Below are 17,054 nucleotides of genomic sequence, written 5' to 3' on the forward strand. Positions count from 1 at the left end.
TGCTCCTTTCGATGACGTTGAAAAAACGAGAACGGCACGTCAGGTTAGGCACGCCTGACTATAATGAACAGTCATCGATCAATATTTCATTCATTTACATCTGAAATGAAAGTCCTCGACCTCGATGCGGTTCGCGCGTTCGTGCTGGTCGCCGATCTCGCCAGCTTCACGCGCGCCGCCGATGCGCTCGGCACCACCCAGTCGGCCGTCAGCCTGAAACTGAAGCGGCTGGAAACGCACCTCGGCAAGCCGCTGCTCGCACGCACGCCGCGCGTCGTCAAGCTCGCGGCCGACGGCGAGAACTTCCTGCCGGCCGCGCGAGCGCTGCTCGACGCGCACGATCACGCGCTCGGCACGATTTCCAGCGGCACGCATCGCCTGTCGCTCGGCGTCAGCGAACACGTCGCGGTGCCCGATCTGCCGGCCGTGCTGACCAGCCTGCACCGGCAGGATCCGGGGCTATCGCTCGAAATGCATCTGGGAACGTCGTCGAACCTGCTCGTGCAGTACGACGAGCGGCGGCTCGACGCGGTGATCGTACGGCACGAACCAGGCGAGGATCCGCCGCGCGACGACGGCACGCTGCTGTTTACCGAGCCGCTCGCATGGCTCGCCGCGCCCGACTGGGCGCCGCGCGCGGGCGAGCCGCTGCCGCTCGCGGTGCTGGCCGGCCCGTGCGGCGTGCGTGCCGCCGCGCTGCGCGCGCTCGACCACGCAGGGTGGCTGTGGCGCGAGCGCTTCACAGGCGGCGGCATCGCGGCGGTCACGGCCGCCGCCGCGGCCGGGCTCGCGGTCTGTCCGCTGGCCCGGCGCGTCGCACCGCGCACGCTGGTCGATGTCGGCGCGAAATTCGGCTTGCCGCCGCTGCCGCATTCGCAGGTCGTGCTGTATTCGCGGGTACGCGACGCGCGCGCGGCGGCCGCCCTGCGAAGGTTTTCCGACAGCCTTGCAATCTCGGCGTAAACTTGACGGTTTCGCCGCCCGCAATCCCCTGAAGAATTCCAATGAAGCCCGAATCCCGCAAGCACCTCCGCGCCAACCTGCTGATGCTCGTCGCCGCCGCGATCTGGGGTTCGGCTTTCGTCGCGCAACGACTGAGCCTCGACGTGATCGGCCCGTTCCTGTTTACGGGGCTGCGCTTCCTGCTCGGCGCACTGGTGCTGATCCCGCTGCTGACACTCAACGCCGCGTCGCGCGCGCAGTTCGCGGCAATTCGCCGCGCGCCGGCGTTGCTGCTGCCGGGCCTCTCGCTCGGCGGGCTGCTCGCCGTGGCGATCTCGCTGCAGCAGTTCGGCCTGCAATACACGCGCGTTGCGAATGCAGGCTTCATCAGCTCGCTGTATGTCGTGATCGTGCCGCTGATGGGCGTGTTCGTCCGTCACCGGATCGGCGCCGGCACATGGTTCGGCGCGCTGCTCGCGGCGATCGGCCTGTATTTCCTCAGCATCGACGAACATTTCTCGGTGCTCTACGGCGACTGGTTCCAGCTCGGGGGCGCGGTCATCATCGCCGCACACGTGATGGCCGTCGGCCATTTCGCGCGGCGTCACGACCCGCTCGTGCTCGCGTTCCTGCAGTTCGTCGCGTGTGGCGTGCTGTGCCTCACGGTCGGCCTCGTCGTCGAGCCGGTCAGCGTCGCGATGCTGCACGACGCACTGCCGACGCTGCTGTACGGCGGGCTGCTGTCGGTGGGCGTCGGCTATACGCTGCAGGTCGTCGCGCAGCGCGACGCGGCGCCTGCGCACGCGGCCGTGATCTTCAGCATGGAAGGCGTGTTCGCGGCCGTCGCGGGCTGGGCCGCGCTCGGCGAGACGCTGACGCTGCGTGCGCTGGTCGGCTGTGCGCTGATGCTGGCCGGCCTGCTCGCCTGCCAGTTGCTGCCGAACGGCGACGCACGAAAGAAGGACGAGGACGCGCTGCCGGCGTGATCCGCGCCGCTGTCCCTATAATGGCGGTTCGTATGTTCACCATGCCAACCGCTTCCGACAGGCCCGCTCCGTGACGCCCCTTTCCGCCGATCCCGCCGCCGACCTGCTGCGCGAACGCGCAGCGCACTATGCCGCCCAGGCGGCGCTGTTCTTGCGCGACCAGGCGCTTTCCACCGCATCGCACGACCTGCGCAGCCCGCTGAACGCCATGCACAGCTGGGCATACGTGCTCGAGCGCCAGCTCGCCGGCAGCGACCCGAACCAGCAGCGCGCGCTTGCCGGTATCCGCGCGGGGATCGACCAGCAGGTCGCGCTGATCGACGACGTGCTCGACGCGCCGCGCGCGGAAACCCGCTCGCTCACGATCGCGCCGCAGCCGTTCGCGCTGCGCCCGCTGCTCGACGACACGCTCGCGCTGGCGCGCTTCGCGCTCGCCGACGCGCGGCAAGTGAGCATCGACGCGACGCTGCCCGACGGCGAGCCGTCGCTGTCGGCCGATCGCCTGCGCGTCGCACAGGCGCTGTGGACGATGCTGACGACCGCCGTCGAGGCCAGCGCCGCCGGCTCGCGCGTGACGTTCGCCTGCACGCGCGACGGCGCGCAATGTGTCGCACGCGTCACCTGCGGCGTCGATGCCGATGCGCTCGCCGATCCGGCGCTGCCACACGTATTCGAACCGTTCGCGCGCCGCGAAATGCTGCGCACGCGCGACGCGAAAAAGGTTTCGTGGACGCTCGCGCTGTGTCAGCGCGTCGCGCTCGCGCACGGCGGCACGTTCACGCACGACCCGTTCGCCGACCGCGCAACCGTCACCCTCACGCTCTCCGTCCCCGGCGAGGCGCCGGTGTAAGCAATCGGCCGCCCAATTCATTACATTTTACTTTCAGGCCCTATACTGATGAGCCTGTCATGACTGGAGCGATTCTTTGTTACAGATCTTCGCGCTCATCGGCGCGTTGTTCCTGGTGGCCCTGAACGGGTTTTTCGTCGCAGCCGAATTCGGCCTCGTCAAACTGCGCGCAACGCGCGTCAAGACACTCGCCCGCAAGCACGGCCTGCGCGGGCGCATCCTCGCCCTCGTCCATGGCCGGCTGGACGCGTATCTTTCCGCGTGTCAGCTCGGCATCACGCTCGCCTCGCTCGGCCTCGGCTGGGTCGGCGAGCCGGCGTTCGCGCAACTGATCGGCCCGCTGCTCGACCTGATCGGCGTGCAGTCCGAACGTATCGTGCACCTGATTTCGCTCGTGTTCGCATTCTCGCTGATCTCGTTCCTGCACATCGTGGTCGGCGAGCTGGCACCGAAATCGATGGCGATCCGCCAGTCGGAAAAGGTCGGCCTGTGGGTCGCGCTACCGCTCTACGCGTTCTACTGGGCGATGTATCCGGCGATCTGGGTGCTCAACAGCAGCGCCAACGCGGTGCTGCGGCTCGCGGGGCTGTCGGCCGACCACGGCGGCGACGCGCACTACTCGACCGACGAACTGAAGCTGATCCTGCGCAGCCGCCGCAGCGCGGCCGGCAACGCGGCGCAGCCGGCCCGCGGCACGTACACCAACGACGAGTGGAACACGCTCGCGCATTCGCTCGATTTTTCGTCGATGACGGTGTCGGACCTGATGCGGCCCGCCCATGAAATGATCGGCCTGCGGCGCGACCTGCCGCTGCCCGACAACATGGAGATCGTCGCGCGGCACCGCTTCAGCCGCTATCCGCTGTTCGAGGATGCGTCGCGCGAGCAGGTAAGCGGGCTGATCCACCTCAAGGACCTGCTGCTCGCGCGCCACGCCGGCGCGGCGCTCGAGGATCTGTCCGACTACGTGCGTCCGGTGCAGTACGTGAAGCCCGATACGCCGGCGCTGGAACTGTTCCGCCGCTTCCGCAAGGGTGCACCGCACTTCGCGCTGGTCGGCAACAAGGGCGCGAAGCCGATCGGCTTCCTGACGCTCGACAACCTGCTCGGCGCGCTGGTCGGTCAGATTCACGACGAGTTCCGCCAGGGCGACGCCGACTGGAGCCGCCTCGACGACGGCACGCTGATGGGCAAGGGCAGCCTGCCCGTCGTGTCGCTCGAGCAGGCGCTCGGCATCGACATCGACGAAGGGCGTGCGGAATCGGTCGGCGGCCTGGTGATCCAGGCCCTGAACGATCTGCCGACCGAAGGGCAGCGCGTGTCGTTCGACCGCTTCGACGTCGTCGTGAAGAAGATGAACGGGCCGCGCATCGTGCTGGTGCGCGTCTATCCGAAGGTCGCGAAGGAAGCCGACGAATGATGGCTTCCGCGCACCGCGCGCGATGAACGCGATGCTGCCGCGCTGCTGCGTGATCACGCCCGAGCCGGCGTCCTCGTCGGCCGCCGATTGCCGCGCATTCCTCGATCGCTTGTCGGACGTGCTCGCGCGCGGCGAGGCGCTCGTGCAGTTGCGCGTGAAGTCGTTCGATTCGGCCGCGTTTGCACGGCTGGCCGCCGATGCGCTCGCGCGCTGCGACGCGGCCGGCGCGCAACTGATGCTCAACGGCCCGATCGATGCAGCCGGCGTGATGCGGCTGGAAGGCGCTGGATGGCACCTCGACGGCGTCGCGCTGCGCGCCGCCGCACCACGGCCGTTGCCGGCCGCGCGCCGTGTGTCGGCCGCCTGTCATGATGCCGGCGATCTCTCGCTGGCCGCGCGCGTCGGCGCGGATTTCGTCACGCTGTCGCCCGTGTTGCCGACGCTCAGCCACCCCGGCGCGCCGACGCTCGGCTGGGCCCGGTTCGCCGAACTGGCCGCGCAGGCCACGATGCCCGTCTATGCGCTCGGCGGGATGACGCGCGCGCATCTCGACGACGCGCGCCGGCATGGCGCACACGGCATCGCAGGCATTCGAAGCTTCTGGTAGAGACGGCCGGGCGCGCCAGCGCCCGACCTTGCGCACGTCACGCGTTCAGGTCCGGGCGCATTGCGCGCCATGCGCCGTCGTCGATCCGGCGCACGTCGTGCGTGAGCGCATAGTGGTTCACGTCGCCCGTCAGCCACGCGACGAGCGAATACGGCGGCAACACCCCTTCATCGACGCGGTCGCGTGCGCGGGCCGGCGTCTCGAACACGACCTGCCCGCGCGGCGCATCGAACGGCACCGCGTCCGGCGACAGGTTCAACGCGATGGTCAACGTCTCTTCATCGGCAAGCCGCCACGATGCGAGCAACGCGTCGGCATCGCCGTCGCCGCCGGCCGTCAGCATATGCGCGTCCTGCGGCCGGCAATCCGACAACCGAGGCGAGATCAGCTTCGCGCGCACCGCGAGCGCCGATTGCACGAAATGCGCACGATCGGCGTCGCGCGCGGTTTCATCGAATATCAGCGGAATCTGCGGCGTGAGCAGCGACAGCGCGAGCGCCGCAAGCCCCGGATCGGGATCGTGATCGCCATGCCTGCCGTGGTCGCTCTCGCGCCATGCGCCGTCGGACAGCACCAGCGACGTCAGCGACAAGCCTTCATTCGCGCAGGCGCCATCGGCCGACGTGGCCGGCTGAAACGCAGTACCGGTCGCGGTCAGTGCGCGCGCGAGCGTGTGGATCGATTGATGCATCGAAATGCCTTCGTGGGCCGCCCCGTCGCGGCCGGTCAGCCGATGCAGCGCGCGTTCGCCGCACCCGTTCCACTGCGCATCGAAATGGGTATCGGCGAGATGCACCGGATGGCGTTCGCTGCCGAGCACGAGATGAATGAACCGGTCGGCCGGCACGGCCGCGCGCACGCGGTCGGCAATCTCGCGCAGCCACGACACGCCGATCCGGTCGGCTTCGCGCAGCCGCAGCCCGTCGCAGCGGTATTCGTCGATCCAGTACAGCGCGTTGTCGCAGAAGAAGTCGCACACCTCCGGATGATCGAGTGCGAGCGGCGGCGGCTGCAGCGGATCGTCGCGCATATGGAAGAACGGCGTCGCATAGTGACGCAGCGCGTCGGTACCGCTGCCGAAGCGCGCGTAATCGAGCTCCAGGATCACGCCGAGGCCATGGCCGTGCGCTTCGTCGATCAGCGCCTTCAGCGCGTCGGGGCCGCCCTCGGCAGCGAGCGGCGCGAACGGCAGGCTGTCGTGCGGCGACGCGAGCAATTCGAGCGCGGTCACGCCCAGGCGCGCGAGCTCCGGCAGCCGGCGGCGCACGCCGTCGAAGCCGCCCACCGCGTGCGGACGAATCGCGTAAAGCGCGATGTCTTCCCACGGACGCCCATGCCAGAACGTGTTGCGCCACGTGAATGCGCGCGGATCGATGACCTCGCTCGCGCCATTAAGTCCATCGGGTTGCGAGCGCGACGCGGGGTCGGGAATCGACACCGCGCCGTCGAGCCGGTAACGGTAACGCGCACCGGCACCGCATTCGACGAAGACTTCGAACCAGTTCGGGCCGGCCGGCGCCATCGGCACGAGCGTCGGGCCGTTGCCGGTATCGAGTTCGAGCTGGACCTGCGTGCTGCCCGGCGCCCACACGCGGAAATGCGTGCGCGGCGCCGCGCAGAGCGCGCCGCAGGGCTGCGCGCCGGACGACAGGCAGTGAATGAAGTGCTGCGCATACGGATCGTGCGAACAATCGGACATCATGCGCTCCTCGTGCATGCCGAGCGGCATGGCCGCGCAGGCAGCGCGGCGCATCGGAGCCCGGCATGCAACGGCCAGGCAGGGGGAGAGGAAAAAGTATGCGCCAGTTTGGCAAGGGTGACGCACCGGTTCTCACCATTTTTAAATGCGAATCGACCCCGCCCCCTGCGCGCAACAGGCGCCGAGACGGGTAGTCCGCATACCGGAATGGCCGCTCGCCTTGTTGCGTCGGCGTCCCGCGCTTACGCTCGGTTCGATGCGTGGACGTGTCGTCCGCGCCCCGACCCGAGGAATCCGTCATGTCGCTCCCCGCCAGCGCCGCGAAATTCGATCCGGCACGCGCGCACGAATACGCCGAACAATCCCGCATCGCGCTTGCCGGCTACGACGCGTGTCACGAACTCGCCGCGTGCATGCTGGCGTCGTCGATCGCTGCGGCCGACGCGCGGCTCCTCGTGGTGGGCGCGGGCGGCACCGGGCAGGAAATCTGCGTGCCCGCCGCGCTCGAGCCGGGCTGGCAATTCACGGCGGTCGATCCGTCCGCCCCGATGCTGTCGCTCGCGCGTGCGAACGTCGAAGCTGCCGGTTTCGGCGCGCGCACGCAATTCGTCGAGGCCGGTGTCGATACGCTGCCCGACGCACCGGCCTTCGACGGCGCGACGCTGATCGGCGTGCTGCACCACGTGCCCGGCGACGATGCGAAGGCCGCGCTGCTGGACGCGATCGCACGGCGCCTGAAGCCCGGCGCACCTCTGGTGATCGCGGGCAACTACCGCCGCTATGCGGACCACCCTCGCCTGCTCGACGCGTGGCAGCAGCGCTGGCGCATGAAAGGCGCCACGCCCGACGCCGTGCGCGCGCAACTCGCGAAGATCCTGCAGGGCGCGGACCCGCCGGCCGCCGAGGAGACCGTCTTCGCATTGCTGCACGACGCGGGCTTCGATGCGCCGCTGCGCTTTTTTTCGAGCCTGTTCTGGGGTGCGTGGATCGCGGTGCGGCGCGGCGCTCGAGCGAACGAACGGTGGAGCGGCACGACGCATGCACGTTGAATCGCGGCGAAGACATCGCACGTTCGTCCCTGCGTGCGCGCCGTCGTTCGCGACCGGTATGATGTCGTTCCCGCCCCTCTTCCGGCCTCGACATGCTGACCGTCCACCACCTGAACAACTCGCGTTCGCAGCGCGTGCTCTGGCTGCTCGAAGAACTCGATGTGCCGTATGAGATCGTGCGCTACGAGCGCGATCCGAAGACGATGCTCGCGCCGCCCGCGCTGCGCGCGATCCATCCGCTCGGCAAGTCGCCGGTCGTCACCGACGACGGTCGCACGTACGCGGAGTCGGGCGCGATCATCGAGTATCTGGTCGAACGCTACGGGAACGGGCGTCTCGCGCCGCCGCCCGGTACGCCCGGGCGGCACGACTACACGTACTGGCTGCACTATGCGGAAGGTTCGGCGATGCCGCCATTGCTGCTGAAACTGGTCGCGTTGCGGATCGCGCACGCGCCGATGCCGTTCTTCGCGCGGCCCATCGCACGCAAGATCGCCGCGACGCTGCAGTCGAGCTTCGTCGATCCGCAGATCGCGCTGCACCTCGGCTATATCGACGACACGCTGAAACGCACGGGCTGGTTCGTCGGCGACGGCTTCAGCGCGGCCGACATCCAAATGAGCTTCCCGCTCGAAGCCGCCATGGCGCGCGGCGACGGCGGCAAGCATCCCGCGATCGCGCGCTTTCTCGAAACGATCCACGCGCGCCCGGCCTATCGTCGCGCGCTCGAGCGCGGCGGCCCGTACGACCTGCTCAAATAAGCCGCATCAGCTCAGCAAACCCGCCGCGACGTTGATCGACAGGCCGAGCACGGCCATGTTGAAGTAGAACGACAAGATCGACTGCGCGAGCACCGAGCGGCGCGCGGAGCGGTTGGCAAGCGACACGTCGGCCGTCTGCGACGCGACCGCGAGCGTGAACGCGAAATACAGGAAATCCCAGTAGTCGGGTTCGGGGTTGCGGTCCGGAAAGCGCAGCGCGCGATCGCTGCTCGGCGAGCCGTAATAGAGCCGCGCGTAGTGCAGCGTGAAGATCGTCGGGATCAGGAACCATGCGCCGAACAGCGTCGCGCCGGTGATCGCGTAATGACCGAGCCCCATGCGGAAACCGACGCTCTTCGCGGTGGCGAGTTCGATCGCGATCGCGGCCACGCTCGCGACCGTCGCCACGCATACGACGGTCAGCACCGTCGTCGCGCTTTCGTCCTCGCGGATCGCGATTTCGCGCACCTTGTGATGATGCGCGGTGATCATGCGTCCCCACATCAATGCAAGATACAGCCAGATCGCGCAATCCCAGCCGATCAGCGCGCGCGCCGCCGGACGCAGCGGAAACGGCAGCAACACCGCGCACAGCACGCCCGCGACGAAGGCCGAGACCATGCGTGGCCGGTTACGCAATACCTGCGGATAAAACGTCATCATGTCATTCCGAAAGCGGATGGAAAGGGTTCGGCCGGCGCGCAAACTGCCCGCAACGCCATGCCGGCGGGTACCGCCCCGATTATCGCCATTCCTGCATGACGTTGCGATGGGCACGAGCGCCTAAGATATCGGGATGACTCCTTCCCTCTGCCACCATCCCGCGAACACGGCCGGCCGCGACTTCGTCGTCGGCGACCTGCACGGTTGCGTGGATGTGCTGCGCGCGCTGCTGCACGACGTGCGCTTCGATCCGGCGCGCGACCGGCTGTTTTCGGTTGGCGATCTCGTCGACCGCGGCCCCGCGTCGGAAACGGCGCTCGATCTGCTCGATCGCCCGTGGTGCCACGTCGTGCGCGGCAATCACGAAGAGGTGCTGAGCCTCGTGTCGCGCGGCAAGCTGCCGCCCGACGCGTGGCGCGGGATCGGCGGCGACTGGGGCGCCGACCTGCCGCCCGAGCGGCTGCACGCGCATGCGGCACGTGTGGACGCGCTGCCGCTCGTGCGCGTGATCGGCGACGGCGCCGCGCGCTTCAACGTGCTGCATGCGGAGTTCTTCGGCCCGGACGCCGAGCTCGATACGGGCAGCTATTCGCACGACGTGCGCGAGCGGCTGATCTGGGGGCGCGATCTCGTCCAGGGGCTCGTCGATCCGGCCCGGCAAGCCGGACTGTCGCTGACCTGCACCGGCCATACGCCCGTACGCGCACCGCAACGCATCGGCGCGCAATGGTTCATCGATACGGGAGCATTCGCACCGTCCGGATGCCTGACGATCGTCGAACCGCGCACCGGCGATACGTGGTCGCTCACGCAGGCCGAGGCACGCGCACGCCATGCAGGCGACCTGCCGCTGCCCTGAGGCCGTCGACGCCGACAGCGGACACGCCACCTACCCGACCTGATTCAGTTCGAACACGGCATCGACCGCGGAGCCGTTCCAGTTGTATTCGAGATAAGCCGCGTGATGACAGTCGCGCAGCAACGTCGTGCGAAACGCCGCGAGACATTCGCCGCGCGAGTCGCGCACCGACGGATAGACGATCCCCGCGCCGCCGGCATGACGCACCGCGCGGCCGAACGCCTGGCCCGCGCTGTAGTCGAGCGGATCGAGCAGGCCGGGACTGCGTTGCGGCCACGTGCGCACGTCGGCCACGTCGCCCTGCGCGAACACCGTGTAGAGCCGCATCTGCTGACGCATCGGCGCCTCTTTCGTCGCGGCCAGGAACAGCCCGCTGTGATAACGCGTTTCGGCGATCGCCGTATCGCGCGAACGCGCGCAGTAGAACACGCCGTAGCTGCCGTCGGAAAAGCGGCTGCCCTGCGGATTCAGGTGCGTGAACGCGGCCATGATCGGTCCCCAGCCCTGGCCGTAGCGGCGCTCGGCCGGAGGCACGAGTTCGAGCGTGCCGACTTCGTGGCGAATGCGGTCGTTGGTCAGCGATTCGAGCGCATAGAGCGCGTCGAAATCTTCGGCGGACGCAACGCGGTCGAACAGGTTGATGGCAGGAAAGCGGGTAGGAATCACACGATAGGCAGGTGCCCAGTCGACGACGGTCGTGGGCCAGTGTTGCGTCTCGGTCGGCATCGTCACGCCCAGCCACCCCGCATCGCGTCGAGATATTGACGCACGGCGACCAGGTCGCCGACGTTGCCGGCCAGCATCCGGTCGAGCGCGCGCTTGCCGCCGAACGGCGCCGCATCGTTGGGACGCTTGACCCACGTGTCGGCGGCCGACGGCTGCGGCAGCAGGATCTGCAACGCCTTGTAGATGCCGAGCAGCAGCGATAGCCGCTCGAGCGTATCGCGCGACAGGCGTGCCGATTCGGGCGAGGCCTTCCACTTGAAGAACGTCGAGCGGCCGGGCGAGCCGAGCAGCACGATCTGCTCGTCGATCGTCAGCTCCCAGTCGCGCGCGATGTTGAAAAACGCGCGCAGGCCGGCCGCCGACATGTGTGCGACCGAGGCCTGCCGCGGGGCGGAATGCGGATCGAACGCGGGCTGTGACATGATCGTTAGTCTCGAAACGAATTTACTAACAAGATTAGTCCATTTTCGTATTTTTGCAAGGGTCGGCACCCTCCGTCCGGTCATTGCATCCGATGAATCGATATTTTTTGTCCATTCTGGACTGTGATTTTATTTTCTGCGTTAATGGCCGTACGGACAGCGCCGGAACGCGGCGCCCGTCCGCGCCAACCGAGTCGCCCAGAACCGGAATGACCACGCCAAGGAACGCACCATGAAGAGACTGATTGCCGCCGCTTCGATCGCCCTGCTCGCCGTATCCGCAGGCCCCGCCGTCGCGAAGGACTGGACCACGCTGCGCTTCGGCACCGACGCCAGCTATGCGCCGTTCGAATCGAAAGCGCCCGACGGCAAGCTCGTCGGCTTCGACATCGACCTCGGCAACGAGATCTGCGCGCGGCTGAAAGCGAAGTGCGTATGGCTCGAGAACGACTTCGACGGGATGATCCCCGCGCTGAAGGCGAAGAAGTTCGACGCGGTGCTGTCGTCGATGTCGATCACGCCGCAGCGCGCGGAGCAGATCGGCTTCACGACGAAGATCTACAACCAGCCGACGCGGCTCGTCGTGAAGAAGGGCTCGCCGCTGCTGCCTGTGCCCGAATCGCTGAAGGGCAAGTCGATCGGCGTCGAACAGGGCACGACCCAGGAAGCGTATGCGAAGGCGTACTGGGCGAAGCAAGGCGCGAACGTCGTGTCGTACCAGAACCAGGACGGCGTATACGCGGATCTCACGTCCGGCCGCCTCGACGCCGCGCTGCAGGACGAAGTGCAGGCCGAGATCGGGTTCCTGAAATCGCCGCGCGGCGCGGGCTATCAGTTCGTCGGGCCCGAGCTCGTCGACGAGAAGGTGCTCGGCGTCGGCGCCGGCATCGGGCTGCGCAAGGAAGACACGGACCTGAAGGCGAAGATCGATCGCGCGATCCACGACATGGTCAAGGACGGCACGTACAAGCGGCTCGCGTCGAAGTACTTCGACTTCGACATCTACGGCAGCTGAAGCGGCTGCGCGTGCGTAAGGGCGCAATGCCCGTCGTGCGCGGCCGGATCGCGTTGCCGCTTGCTCGCCGGGCGGCCGCGCGCCGGCTGCATCGTCCGCAGCACGGCAGCACGCGAATCCACATCATTCGGATTGCGAATGAATTGCGCCGCATGCAACCGTCGGTGACGCCTCAATACGCGAAGACCGGGCGCCGGGGAACCGGTGCCCGGGTACACATGCCCTTGCGGATCGTGTTGGCTGGCGGGAAAGCACCGAGCCGGCGCGGATGACCGGGAATCAACCGGATCCGCCTCGCACCGGGCGCACTGAGATGGCCTGTCGAAGCATGCCGGCCGGCTGCAAGGCGCGCGGTCGACCGGCGATGCGTCGAATCACTGCGATCGCGGCCTGCCGGCCGCGGCGTGTGGCGATCGTTCATTTTTCTACCCCGTTTCGGTCTGTTGCTTGGTTCGGCAACCGGACGACGCCGGTGCTCCGACGATCCGCCGACGACGGTCCGTGCCGAGCGGAACGCGGTCGTGTTGCCCCGCTCCGCCACGCATCCCCGCGGACTGCGTCCTTGCCGGCCCTCGCATGCTTCACTGCCGAACCGGCCGGACGCCACGTCGTCGACTTTCGCACGCTCCTATCCGCAAGGAGCGGGCCAGCTTCGCGCGAGGCCGTCGGCACAAGGGTTTCGTCGGACGGTAGCGGGACCGGAGCGGGCGGGACGCCCGGGAGGTTGCGAAACTGAAACATCGCGTGAGCGGACCGCTTCAGCCGTGCAACGGCAGCGCCTTGCAGGACAAGGCACGCGGACGATGCGGAAAATTTTCCCGGCGCGCACGCCACACTTCTGCCCGTGTTTGCCGCCCGGATTCACGCGTGCGCCGACGCGAAACGTTTCACGTCCTTTACATGGGCGCGGGCATCCGCGCGCAGGCCGGCCGCATACGCTTCGCGGCCGCGGTTCAGCCCACCCGTTGATGGTCCTCGTCGCCCGACGGCGCGCCGTCCTTCCCGCCGTTGTTGTCGTGATCGTTGAGCCCGTGCTCGATCATCATCCGGTAAAGCGTGACGCGCGAAATGCCGAGCTCGGCGGCGGCCTTGTTGATCCGGTGATCGTTGCGCAACAGCGCGTTTTCGATCGCGGTGCGCTCGGCAAGCGAGCGCGCCTGTTCGAGCGTCACCGGCTCCGTTTCGCCCGGTGTCTCGAGTCCGAGATCGTGCGGCGTCAGCAGCCGGCTCTCGGCCATCACGATCGCGCGGCGCACGCGGTTGATCAGCTCGCGCACGTTGCCCGGCCACTCATAGCGGCGCATCGCATCGAGCGCCGCCGACGTGAAACCGCTGATCTTGCGGCCGCTGTCGGCCTTGTACTTTTGCAGCACGTAATGCGCGAGGATGTCGATGTCCTTGCCGCGCGCGCGCAGCGGCGGCTCGTGAATGCGCAGCACGCAGAGCCGATGATAGAGGTCCGCGCGAAAACGCCCGGCTTCGACCGCGCCGTCGAGATCGACGTGCGTCGCCGAGATGATCCGTACGTCGACCGGAATCGACTCCTGGCCGCCGAGCCGCTCGATCTTCCCTTCCTGCAGGAAACGCAGCAGGCTCGCCTGGCTTTCGACCGGCATGTCGCCGATTTCGTCGAGAAACAGCGTGCCGCCGTTCGCCGATTCGATCCGGCCCGCGCGCCGCTGGTTCGCACCGGTGAACGCGCCGCGCTCGAAGCCGAACAGTTCCGACTGCAGCAGGTGATGTGGAATCGCGCCGCAGTTGATCGCGACGAACGGCCCCTTGCCGCGCCCCGAACGCTCGTGGATCGCGAGCGCGGTGAGTTCCTTGCCGGTACCCGATTCGCCGGAGATGAACACGCTCGCGTCGGTCTTCGCGACCTTGCGGATCGTGCTGAACAACTGCTGCATCGCTTCGCAGTTGCCGATCATCCCGTGCTCGCCGATCGACGCCGCATACGCCGCCCCGTCGACGCGATCGAGCGCGGCCATCCCGCGCGCGTGACCGAGCACGTGCGAAATCCATTCATGCGGCAACGGCAGCGTCACGTAGTCGAAACAGTAGCTGCGGATCAGTTCGCGCACGGCCGTGCCAATCATGTTGCCGGCCTGCGCGATGGAAATCCAGCCGATCGCCGGCTGGCTCAGGCACGTCTTCAGCGCGGGGTAATCGCGCGACGTAAAGCCCGTGAAATCGATGAGCCCGGCGGCGACGCTCACGCCGGACGTCATGTTCTGCGCGGCACCAGCCGTCTTCGCGACCGCGATCTCCCAGCCGAGTTCGCGCAGTTGCGCCAGCAGCGACTCGTCCGGCGAACGCATGATCACGAACAGTTTGCGCCCAGCCTCGGGGGCGGTGACGGACACGAACGGCATCTCGGGCGTCGCCGTCCCGTTTGCGTCGGGTGACCTTGCAACCATCGTTGTTCCCCGCTTGGCGTTGGTATCGTGCGCCGGCTCGCCGCCGCGTACGACGGACCTCGATCGAACCGACATATTGGCCGCATTTCCGTTTGAATAAAATCCCCCCGCGCCATAATCGCACGCACGGACGAATGCTTTCCCCAAGGTATATCGACGCCGCCGACGCGCGGCTAGATGGGTGTTATCCCGGTGGCGCGGCGGGCGCGACGCGGGATCGGATCGGCGCCGAACGCGCGAAGCCGCGCCAGTGCTGGCGCACCGGCTCGTGCGGGCGGTCGGGCACACGGAATCGGCCAGGTGGCTGGCAGCAATGCGACCGGTGAAAGCGCGCGGCTGCCAGCTCGCGCAACCGTTTCCGCTTGATGTCGGTCAATCGTCAGAGGAAGCGCGTTGATGCATGAACGCAACACGCGCCACGGGGTGTGCGGGCGGCTACGTCAGCGTCCCGACGCGAGCGGCGCGAGCGCGTTCGCACGGCCGCGGCCGGCCGGTGCGTGGTCGTGATCGCCATACGCGGCGACAAGCGCCTCGACACGCGCGAGATGATGGCGGTTGTCGTGGTCCCACGGGTGAAAGCCCGGCCGCAGGAAGCTCAGCCATTCGCCTGCGATGCGCGGAAACAGCCCGCGCCGCGGCCCGTACAGGAACGCGAGCATGCGCAGCATCCCGCGCATGTGATGGCCGGCACGACGGTCGCGCCACAACAGCGTGGCGTGCATCAGGAATACGGTCGGCCAGAACGTCAGCGTCGTCAGCAGATACACGCCGACGCGGATCAGATAGCGGCCCGGGCCCGGTTTCATCACGGCATTCCACACGTCGTAGGACACGGCCTTGTGCTCGGTTTCCTCGAGCGCGTGCCATATCCACATCTGCCGGTAGCCCTCGACCGAGCCGTCGAGACGCGTCGGGTCGCGCAGGAGCCAGTCAGCGAGCATCGCCGTGTAGTGCTCGGCCGCGACCGTATGTGCCAGTTGCACCGACTGCGGCAGCACGCGCTTCATGACGCCGAGCACCGCCCACACGCGCTTGTCGAGCTTGCGCGCGGGTAGCCGGTTGGCCTGCATCAGCTCGTTGTATTCGACGTGCTCGCGCGTGTGCATCGCTTCCTGGCCGATGAAACCGAGCACCTGCCGCTTCAGCACGGGATCGTCGATCCGGTCGCGATAGTTGCGCACCGAATCCATGAAAAAGCGTTCGCCGGCCGGAAACAGCAGCGACAGCGCGTTGAAGAAGTGGGTCACGTGCGGGCCGAGCCCATGCCAGTCCTTTGCACGTTCGACCGGCAGGTCGAAGCGCAGGTCGCGACGCACCGGCATCACGTCGGCTGCGGTGGCGAGAGCGGCTGACTTCATGTTGGTCGTTCTCCTTGTTTTCGGGCGGCCCGGCATCCGTTGCGGCCGTGCCGGCGCGGCCCGAGCGCCGCATCGCGCGGCGCCTAAATCCTGACATCGACAGATGTAACGATAGGCCGCGGCCGGCAACGCGCGCAAGCCGCGCGGTAGACGCGCGCTTCCAAACAGGGCACGGTCGAAAGCGCCCGAAAAACGGCGTGCGAACGTTGTCCGGCGCTGCGGCAATTCGAACGCACGGGTCGGTTCGCGGGCCGCCAACGAGCGTCGCCGCCGCGACTCGCAACCGGCGTGACATCCCCACCCCACCGGCGTTTCAGCGATTTTCACGGCGGCACGTGGCGCGCCGCCGACCGGACCGGGTAGCACCGATTCATACGCGCGAGCGGCACACGCGGTGCAACCGCGCTTATCCGGTCCGTGAAAAATTCAAACGCGCGTTCCATCCGCGTTTCGGGCATCACCCCGCGCACCGTCTCGACGGACCTGCCGGCGGGCCCTCGCCGCGTGCGGCGGCCCTCTGCGCGCTCGCCTACAATAGCGGTTTTACCCAACCCTTTTTCAGGAGAAGTCATGTCTGTCACCACGACCGCATCGGGCCTCAAAATCGAAGACCTGACCGAAGGCACCGGCGCGGAAGCGCAAGCCGGCAAGACCGTCAGCGTTCACTACACGGGCTGGCTGACCGACGGTCAGAAATTCGACTCGAGCAAGGACCGCAACGACCCGTTCGCGTTCGTGCTCGGTGGCGGCATGGTCATCAAGGGCTGGGACGAAGGCGTGCAGGGCATGAAGGTCGGCGGCGTGCGTCGCCTGACGATCCCGCCGCAACTCGGCTACGGCCCGCGCGGCGCAGGCGGCGTGATTCCGCCGAACGCGACGCTCGTGTTCGAAGTCGAACTGCTGGCCGTCTGACGACGCCGCCGGCCGACGTCCCGCCGATGCAACGCATCCCGTCTCCCGCCATCGCGCTGCGCCGTTACGACACGTGCGAAGCGTCGGACGTCCACGACTTTCATCAGGTCGTGCTCGGCGTCGACGGCGCGATGGTGATGGCGGTGGACGGGGTCGGCCAGCGCATCGACCGGCACGCGGCCTGGCTGATTCCGGCCGGCTCGCGCCACGATTACGCAGGCCTCGGCGACAATCGCCAGCTCGTGCTGGATCTCCCTGCCGCGTCGCTCGCGGTGCCGCAGCGGCTGTTCGACAGCGCGCGCGCCGTGGCGATCGACCCGGCGCTGACCTCGCTGGTCGCGCAGGTCGCGGCGGCAGCCGCGCAACTC

General features: G+C 67.8%; 16 protein-coding genes and 1 pseudogene. 11 read left to right on the forward strand and 6 right to left on the reverse strand.

All coding sequences use genetic code 11. The features are described 5' to 3' along the window. Positions 1 to 105: 105 nt before the first annotated feature. The 5 genes from J7024_RS17435 (at position 106) to J7024_RS17455 (ending at position 4,805) form a co-directional block, all read left to right on the forward strand. A complete protein-coding gene (locus tag J7024_RS17435; RefSeq protein WP_124826466.1) occupies positions 106 to 963 on the forward strand; it encodes a LysR family transcriptional regulator in 858 nt (285 codons plus the stop codon). Positions 964 to 1,004: 41 nt separating this feature from the next. After that, positions 1,005 to 1,928, forward strand: a complete 924-nt coding sequence (locus J7024_RS17440; protein ID WP_124826467.1) for a DMT family transporter — start codon at positions 1,005 to 1,007, stop codon at positions 1,926 to 1,928. Positions 1,929 to 1,998: 70 nt separating this feature from the next. Next, a complete protein-coding gene (locus J7024_RS17445; protein WP_124826468.1) occupies positions 1,999 to 2,778 on the forward strand; it encodes a sensor histidine kinase in 780 nt (259 codons plus the stop codon). 76 nt (positions 2,779 to 2,854) lie between these two features. Then, positions 2,855 to 4,198 carry a hemolysin family protein gene (locus J7024_RS17450; RefSeq protein ID WP_124826469.1) on the forward strand — a complete coding sequence of 448 codons (1,344 nt, stop codon included), beginning with the start codon at positions 2,855 to 2,857 and terminating at the stop codon, positions 4,196 to 4,198. Between the two features lie 22 nt (positions 4,199 to 4,220). Then, entirely contained in the window at positions 4,221 to 4,805 is a 585-nt protein-coding gene (locus J7024_RS17455) for a thiamine phosphate synthase (RefSeq protein WP_124826470.1), read from the forward strand. Positions 4,806 to 4,842: 37 nt separating this feature from the next. Here J7024_RS17455 and J7024_RS17460 read toward each other — a convergent pair whose 3' ends face one another. Then, entirely contained in the window at positions 4,843 to 6,504 is a 1,662-nt protein-coding gene (locus J7024_RS17460; protein WP_124826471.1) for a DUF3459 domain-containing protein, read from the reverse strand. Positions 6,505 to 6,803: 299 nt separating this feature from the next. On the opposite strand from J7024_RS17460, the gene J7024_RS17465 reads away from it, so the two are divergent. Both J7024_RS17465 and J7024_RS17470 read left to right on the forward strand, forming a co-directional pair. Further along, positions 6,804 to 7,553 (forward strand): class I SAM-dependent methyltransferase, encoded by a 750-nt coding sequence (locus J7024_RS17465; protein WP_175760234.1) that lies wholly within the window; start codon positions 6,804 to 6,806, stop codon positions 7,551 to 7,553. A gap of 92 nt (positions 7,554 to 7,645) precedes the next feature. Beyond that, positions 7,646 to 8,314: a glutathione S-transferase gene (locus J7024_RS17470; RefSeq protein ID WP_124826473.1), complete on the forward strand. Its 669-nt coding sequence runs from the start codon at positions 7,646 to 7,648 to the stop codon at positions 8,312 to 8,314. A gap of 6 nt (positions 8,315 to 8,320) precedes the next feature. Here the strand turns inward: J7024_RS17470 and J7024_RS17475 are convergent, their stop codons facing one another. After that, positions 8,321 to 8,974, reverse strand: a complete 654-nt coding sequence (locus J7024_RS17475) for a DUF1345 domain-containing protein (RefSeq protein ID WP_124826593.1) — start codon at positions 8,972 to 8,974, stop codon at positions 8,321 to 8,323. A gap of 136 nt (positions 8,975 to 9,110) precedes the next feature. On the opposite strand from J7024_RS17475, the gene J7024_RS17480 reads away from it, so the two are divergent. Then, positions 9,111 to 9,836, forward strand: a complete 726-nt coding sequence (locus J7024_RS17480) for a metallophosphoesterase (protein ID WP_124826474.1) — start codon at positions 9,111 to 9,113, stop codon at positions 9,834 to 9,836. A 30-nt stretch (positions 9,837 to 9,866) separates the two neighbouring features. On the opposite strand, the gene J7024_RS17485 is transcribed toward J7024_RS17480, so the two are convergent. After that, positions 9,867 to 10,562 (reverse strand): RES family NAD+ phosphorylase, encoded by a 696-nt coding sequence (locus J7024_RS17485; RefSeq protein ID WP_124826594.1) that lies wholly within the window; start codon positions 10,560 to 10,562, stop codon positions 9,867 to 9,869. Positions 10,563 to 10,564: 2 nt separating this feature from the next. After that, complete coding sequence (locus J7024_RS17490) at positions 10,565 to 10,984, reverse strand: MbcA/ParS/Xre antitoxin family protein (RefSeq protein WP_175750662.1); 420 nt, start codon at positions 10,982 to 10,984, stop codon at positions 10,565 to 10,567. A gap of 232 nt (positions 10,985 to 11,216) precedes the next feature. Here J7024_RS17490 and J7024_RS17495 point away from each other — a divergent pair, with 232 nt between their 5' ends. After that, on the forward strand, positions 11,217 to 11,999 hold the full coding sequence (locus tag J7024_RS17495) for an ABC transporter substrate-binding protein (protein WP_124826476.1): 783 nt from the start codon (positions 11,217 to 11,219) through the stop codon (positions 11,997 to 11,999). Between the two features lie 953 nt (positions 12,000 to 12,952). Here the strand turns inward: J7024_RS17495 and J7024_RS17500 are convergent. Beyond that, the gene (locus tag J7024_RS17500; protein ID WP_199569071.1) at positions 12,953 to 14,416 is read right to left on the reverse strand and encodes a sigma-54 dependent transcriptional regulator; all 1,464 of its coding nucleotides are present in this window, start codon (positions 14,414 to 14,416) and stop codon (positions 12,953 to 12,955) included. 440 nt (positions 14,417 to 14,856) lie between these two features. After that, positions 14,857 to 15,774, reverse strand: a complete 918-nt coding sequence (locus tag J7024_RS17505) for a metal-dependent hydrolase (RefSeq protein ID WP_124826478.1) — start codon at positions 15,772 to 15,774, stop codon at positions 14,857 to 14,859. Between the two features lie 570 nt (positions 15,775 to 16,344). Here J7024_RS17505 and J7024_RS17510 point away from each other — a divergent pair. Then, on the forward strand, positions 16,345 to 16,686 hold the full coding sequence (locus J7024_RS17510) for an FKBP-type peptidyl-prolyl cis-trans isomerase (protein ID WP_124826479.1): 342 nt from the start codon (positions 16,345 to 16,347) through the stop codon (positions 16,684 to 16,686). Positions 16,687 to 16,712: 26 nt separating this feature from the next. Further along, positions 16,713 to 17,054 (forward strand): annotated as a pseudogene (locus J7024_RS17515) (AraC family transcriptional regulator); the annotation flags it as partial.

The sequence above is a fragment of the Burkholderia sp. WTPI3 genome, from assembly GCF_021483755.1.
GTDB lineage: Bacteria > Pseudomonadota > Gammaproteobacteria > Burkholderiales > Burkholderiaceae > Burkholderia.

Coding starts and splice junctions, on each gene's coding strand:
- J7024_RS17510 (WP_124826479.1), top strand. CDS start 16,345: ATGTCTGTCACCACGACCGCATCGGGCCTCAAAATCGAAGACCTGACC.
- J7024_RS17460 (WP_124826471.1), bottom strand. CDS start 6,504: ATGTCCGATTGTTCGCACGATCCGTATGCGCAGCACTTCATTCACTGC.
- J7024_RS17465 (WP_175760234.1), top strand. CDS start 6,804: ATGTCGCTCCCCGCCAGCGCCGCGAAATTCGATCCGGCACGCGCGCAC.
- J7024_RS17455 (WP_124826470.1), top strand. CDS start 4,221: ATGAACGCGATGCTGCCGCGCTGCTGCGTGATCACGCCCGAGCCGGCG.
- J7024_RS17490 (WP_175750662.1), bottom strand. CDS start 10,984: ATGTCACAGCCCGCGTTCGATCCGCATTCCGCCCCGCGGCAGGCCTCG.
- J7024_RS17500 (WP_199569071.1), bottom strand. CDS start 14,416: ATGGTTGCAAGGTCACCCGACGCAAACGGGACGGCGACGCCCGAGATG.
- J7024_RS17470 (WP_124826473.1), top strand. CDS start 7,646: ATGCTGACCGTCCACCACCTGAACAACTCGCGTTCGCAGCGCGTGCTC.
- J7024_RS17485 (WP_124826594.1), bottom strand. CDS start 10,562: ATGCCGACCGAGACGCAACACTGGCCCACGACCGTCGTCGACTGGGCA.
- J7024_RS17495 (WP_124826476.1), top strand. CDS start 11,217: ATGAAGAGACTGATTGCCGCCGCTTCGATCGCCCTGCTCGCCGTATCC.
- J7024_RS17435 (WP_124826466.1), top strand. CDS start 106: ATGAAAGTCCTCGACCTCGATGCGGTTCGCGCGTTCGTGCTGGTCGCC.
- J7024_RS17505 (WP_124826478.1), bottom strand. CDS start 15,774: ATGAAGTCAGCCGCTCTCGCCACCGCAGCCGACGTGATGCCGGTGCGT.
- J7024_RS17475 (WP_124826593.1), bottom strand. CDS start 8,974: ATGACGTTTTATCCGCAGGTATTGCGTAACCGGCCACGCATGGTCTCG.
- J7024_RS17440 (WP_124826467.1), top strand. CDS start 1,005: ATGAAGCCCGAATCCCGCAAGCACCTCCGCGCCAACCTGCTGATGCTC.
- J7024_RS17480 (WP_124826474.1), top strand. CDS start 9,111: ATGACTCCTTCCCTCTGCCACCATCCCGCGAACACGGCCGGCCGCGAC.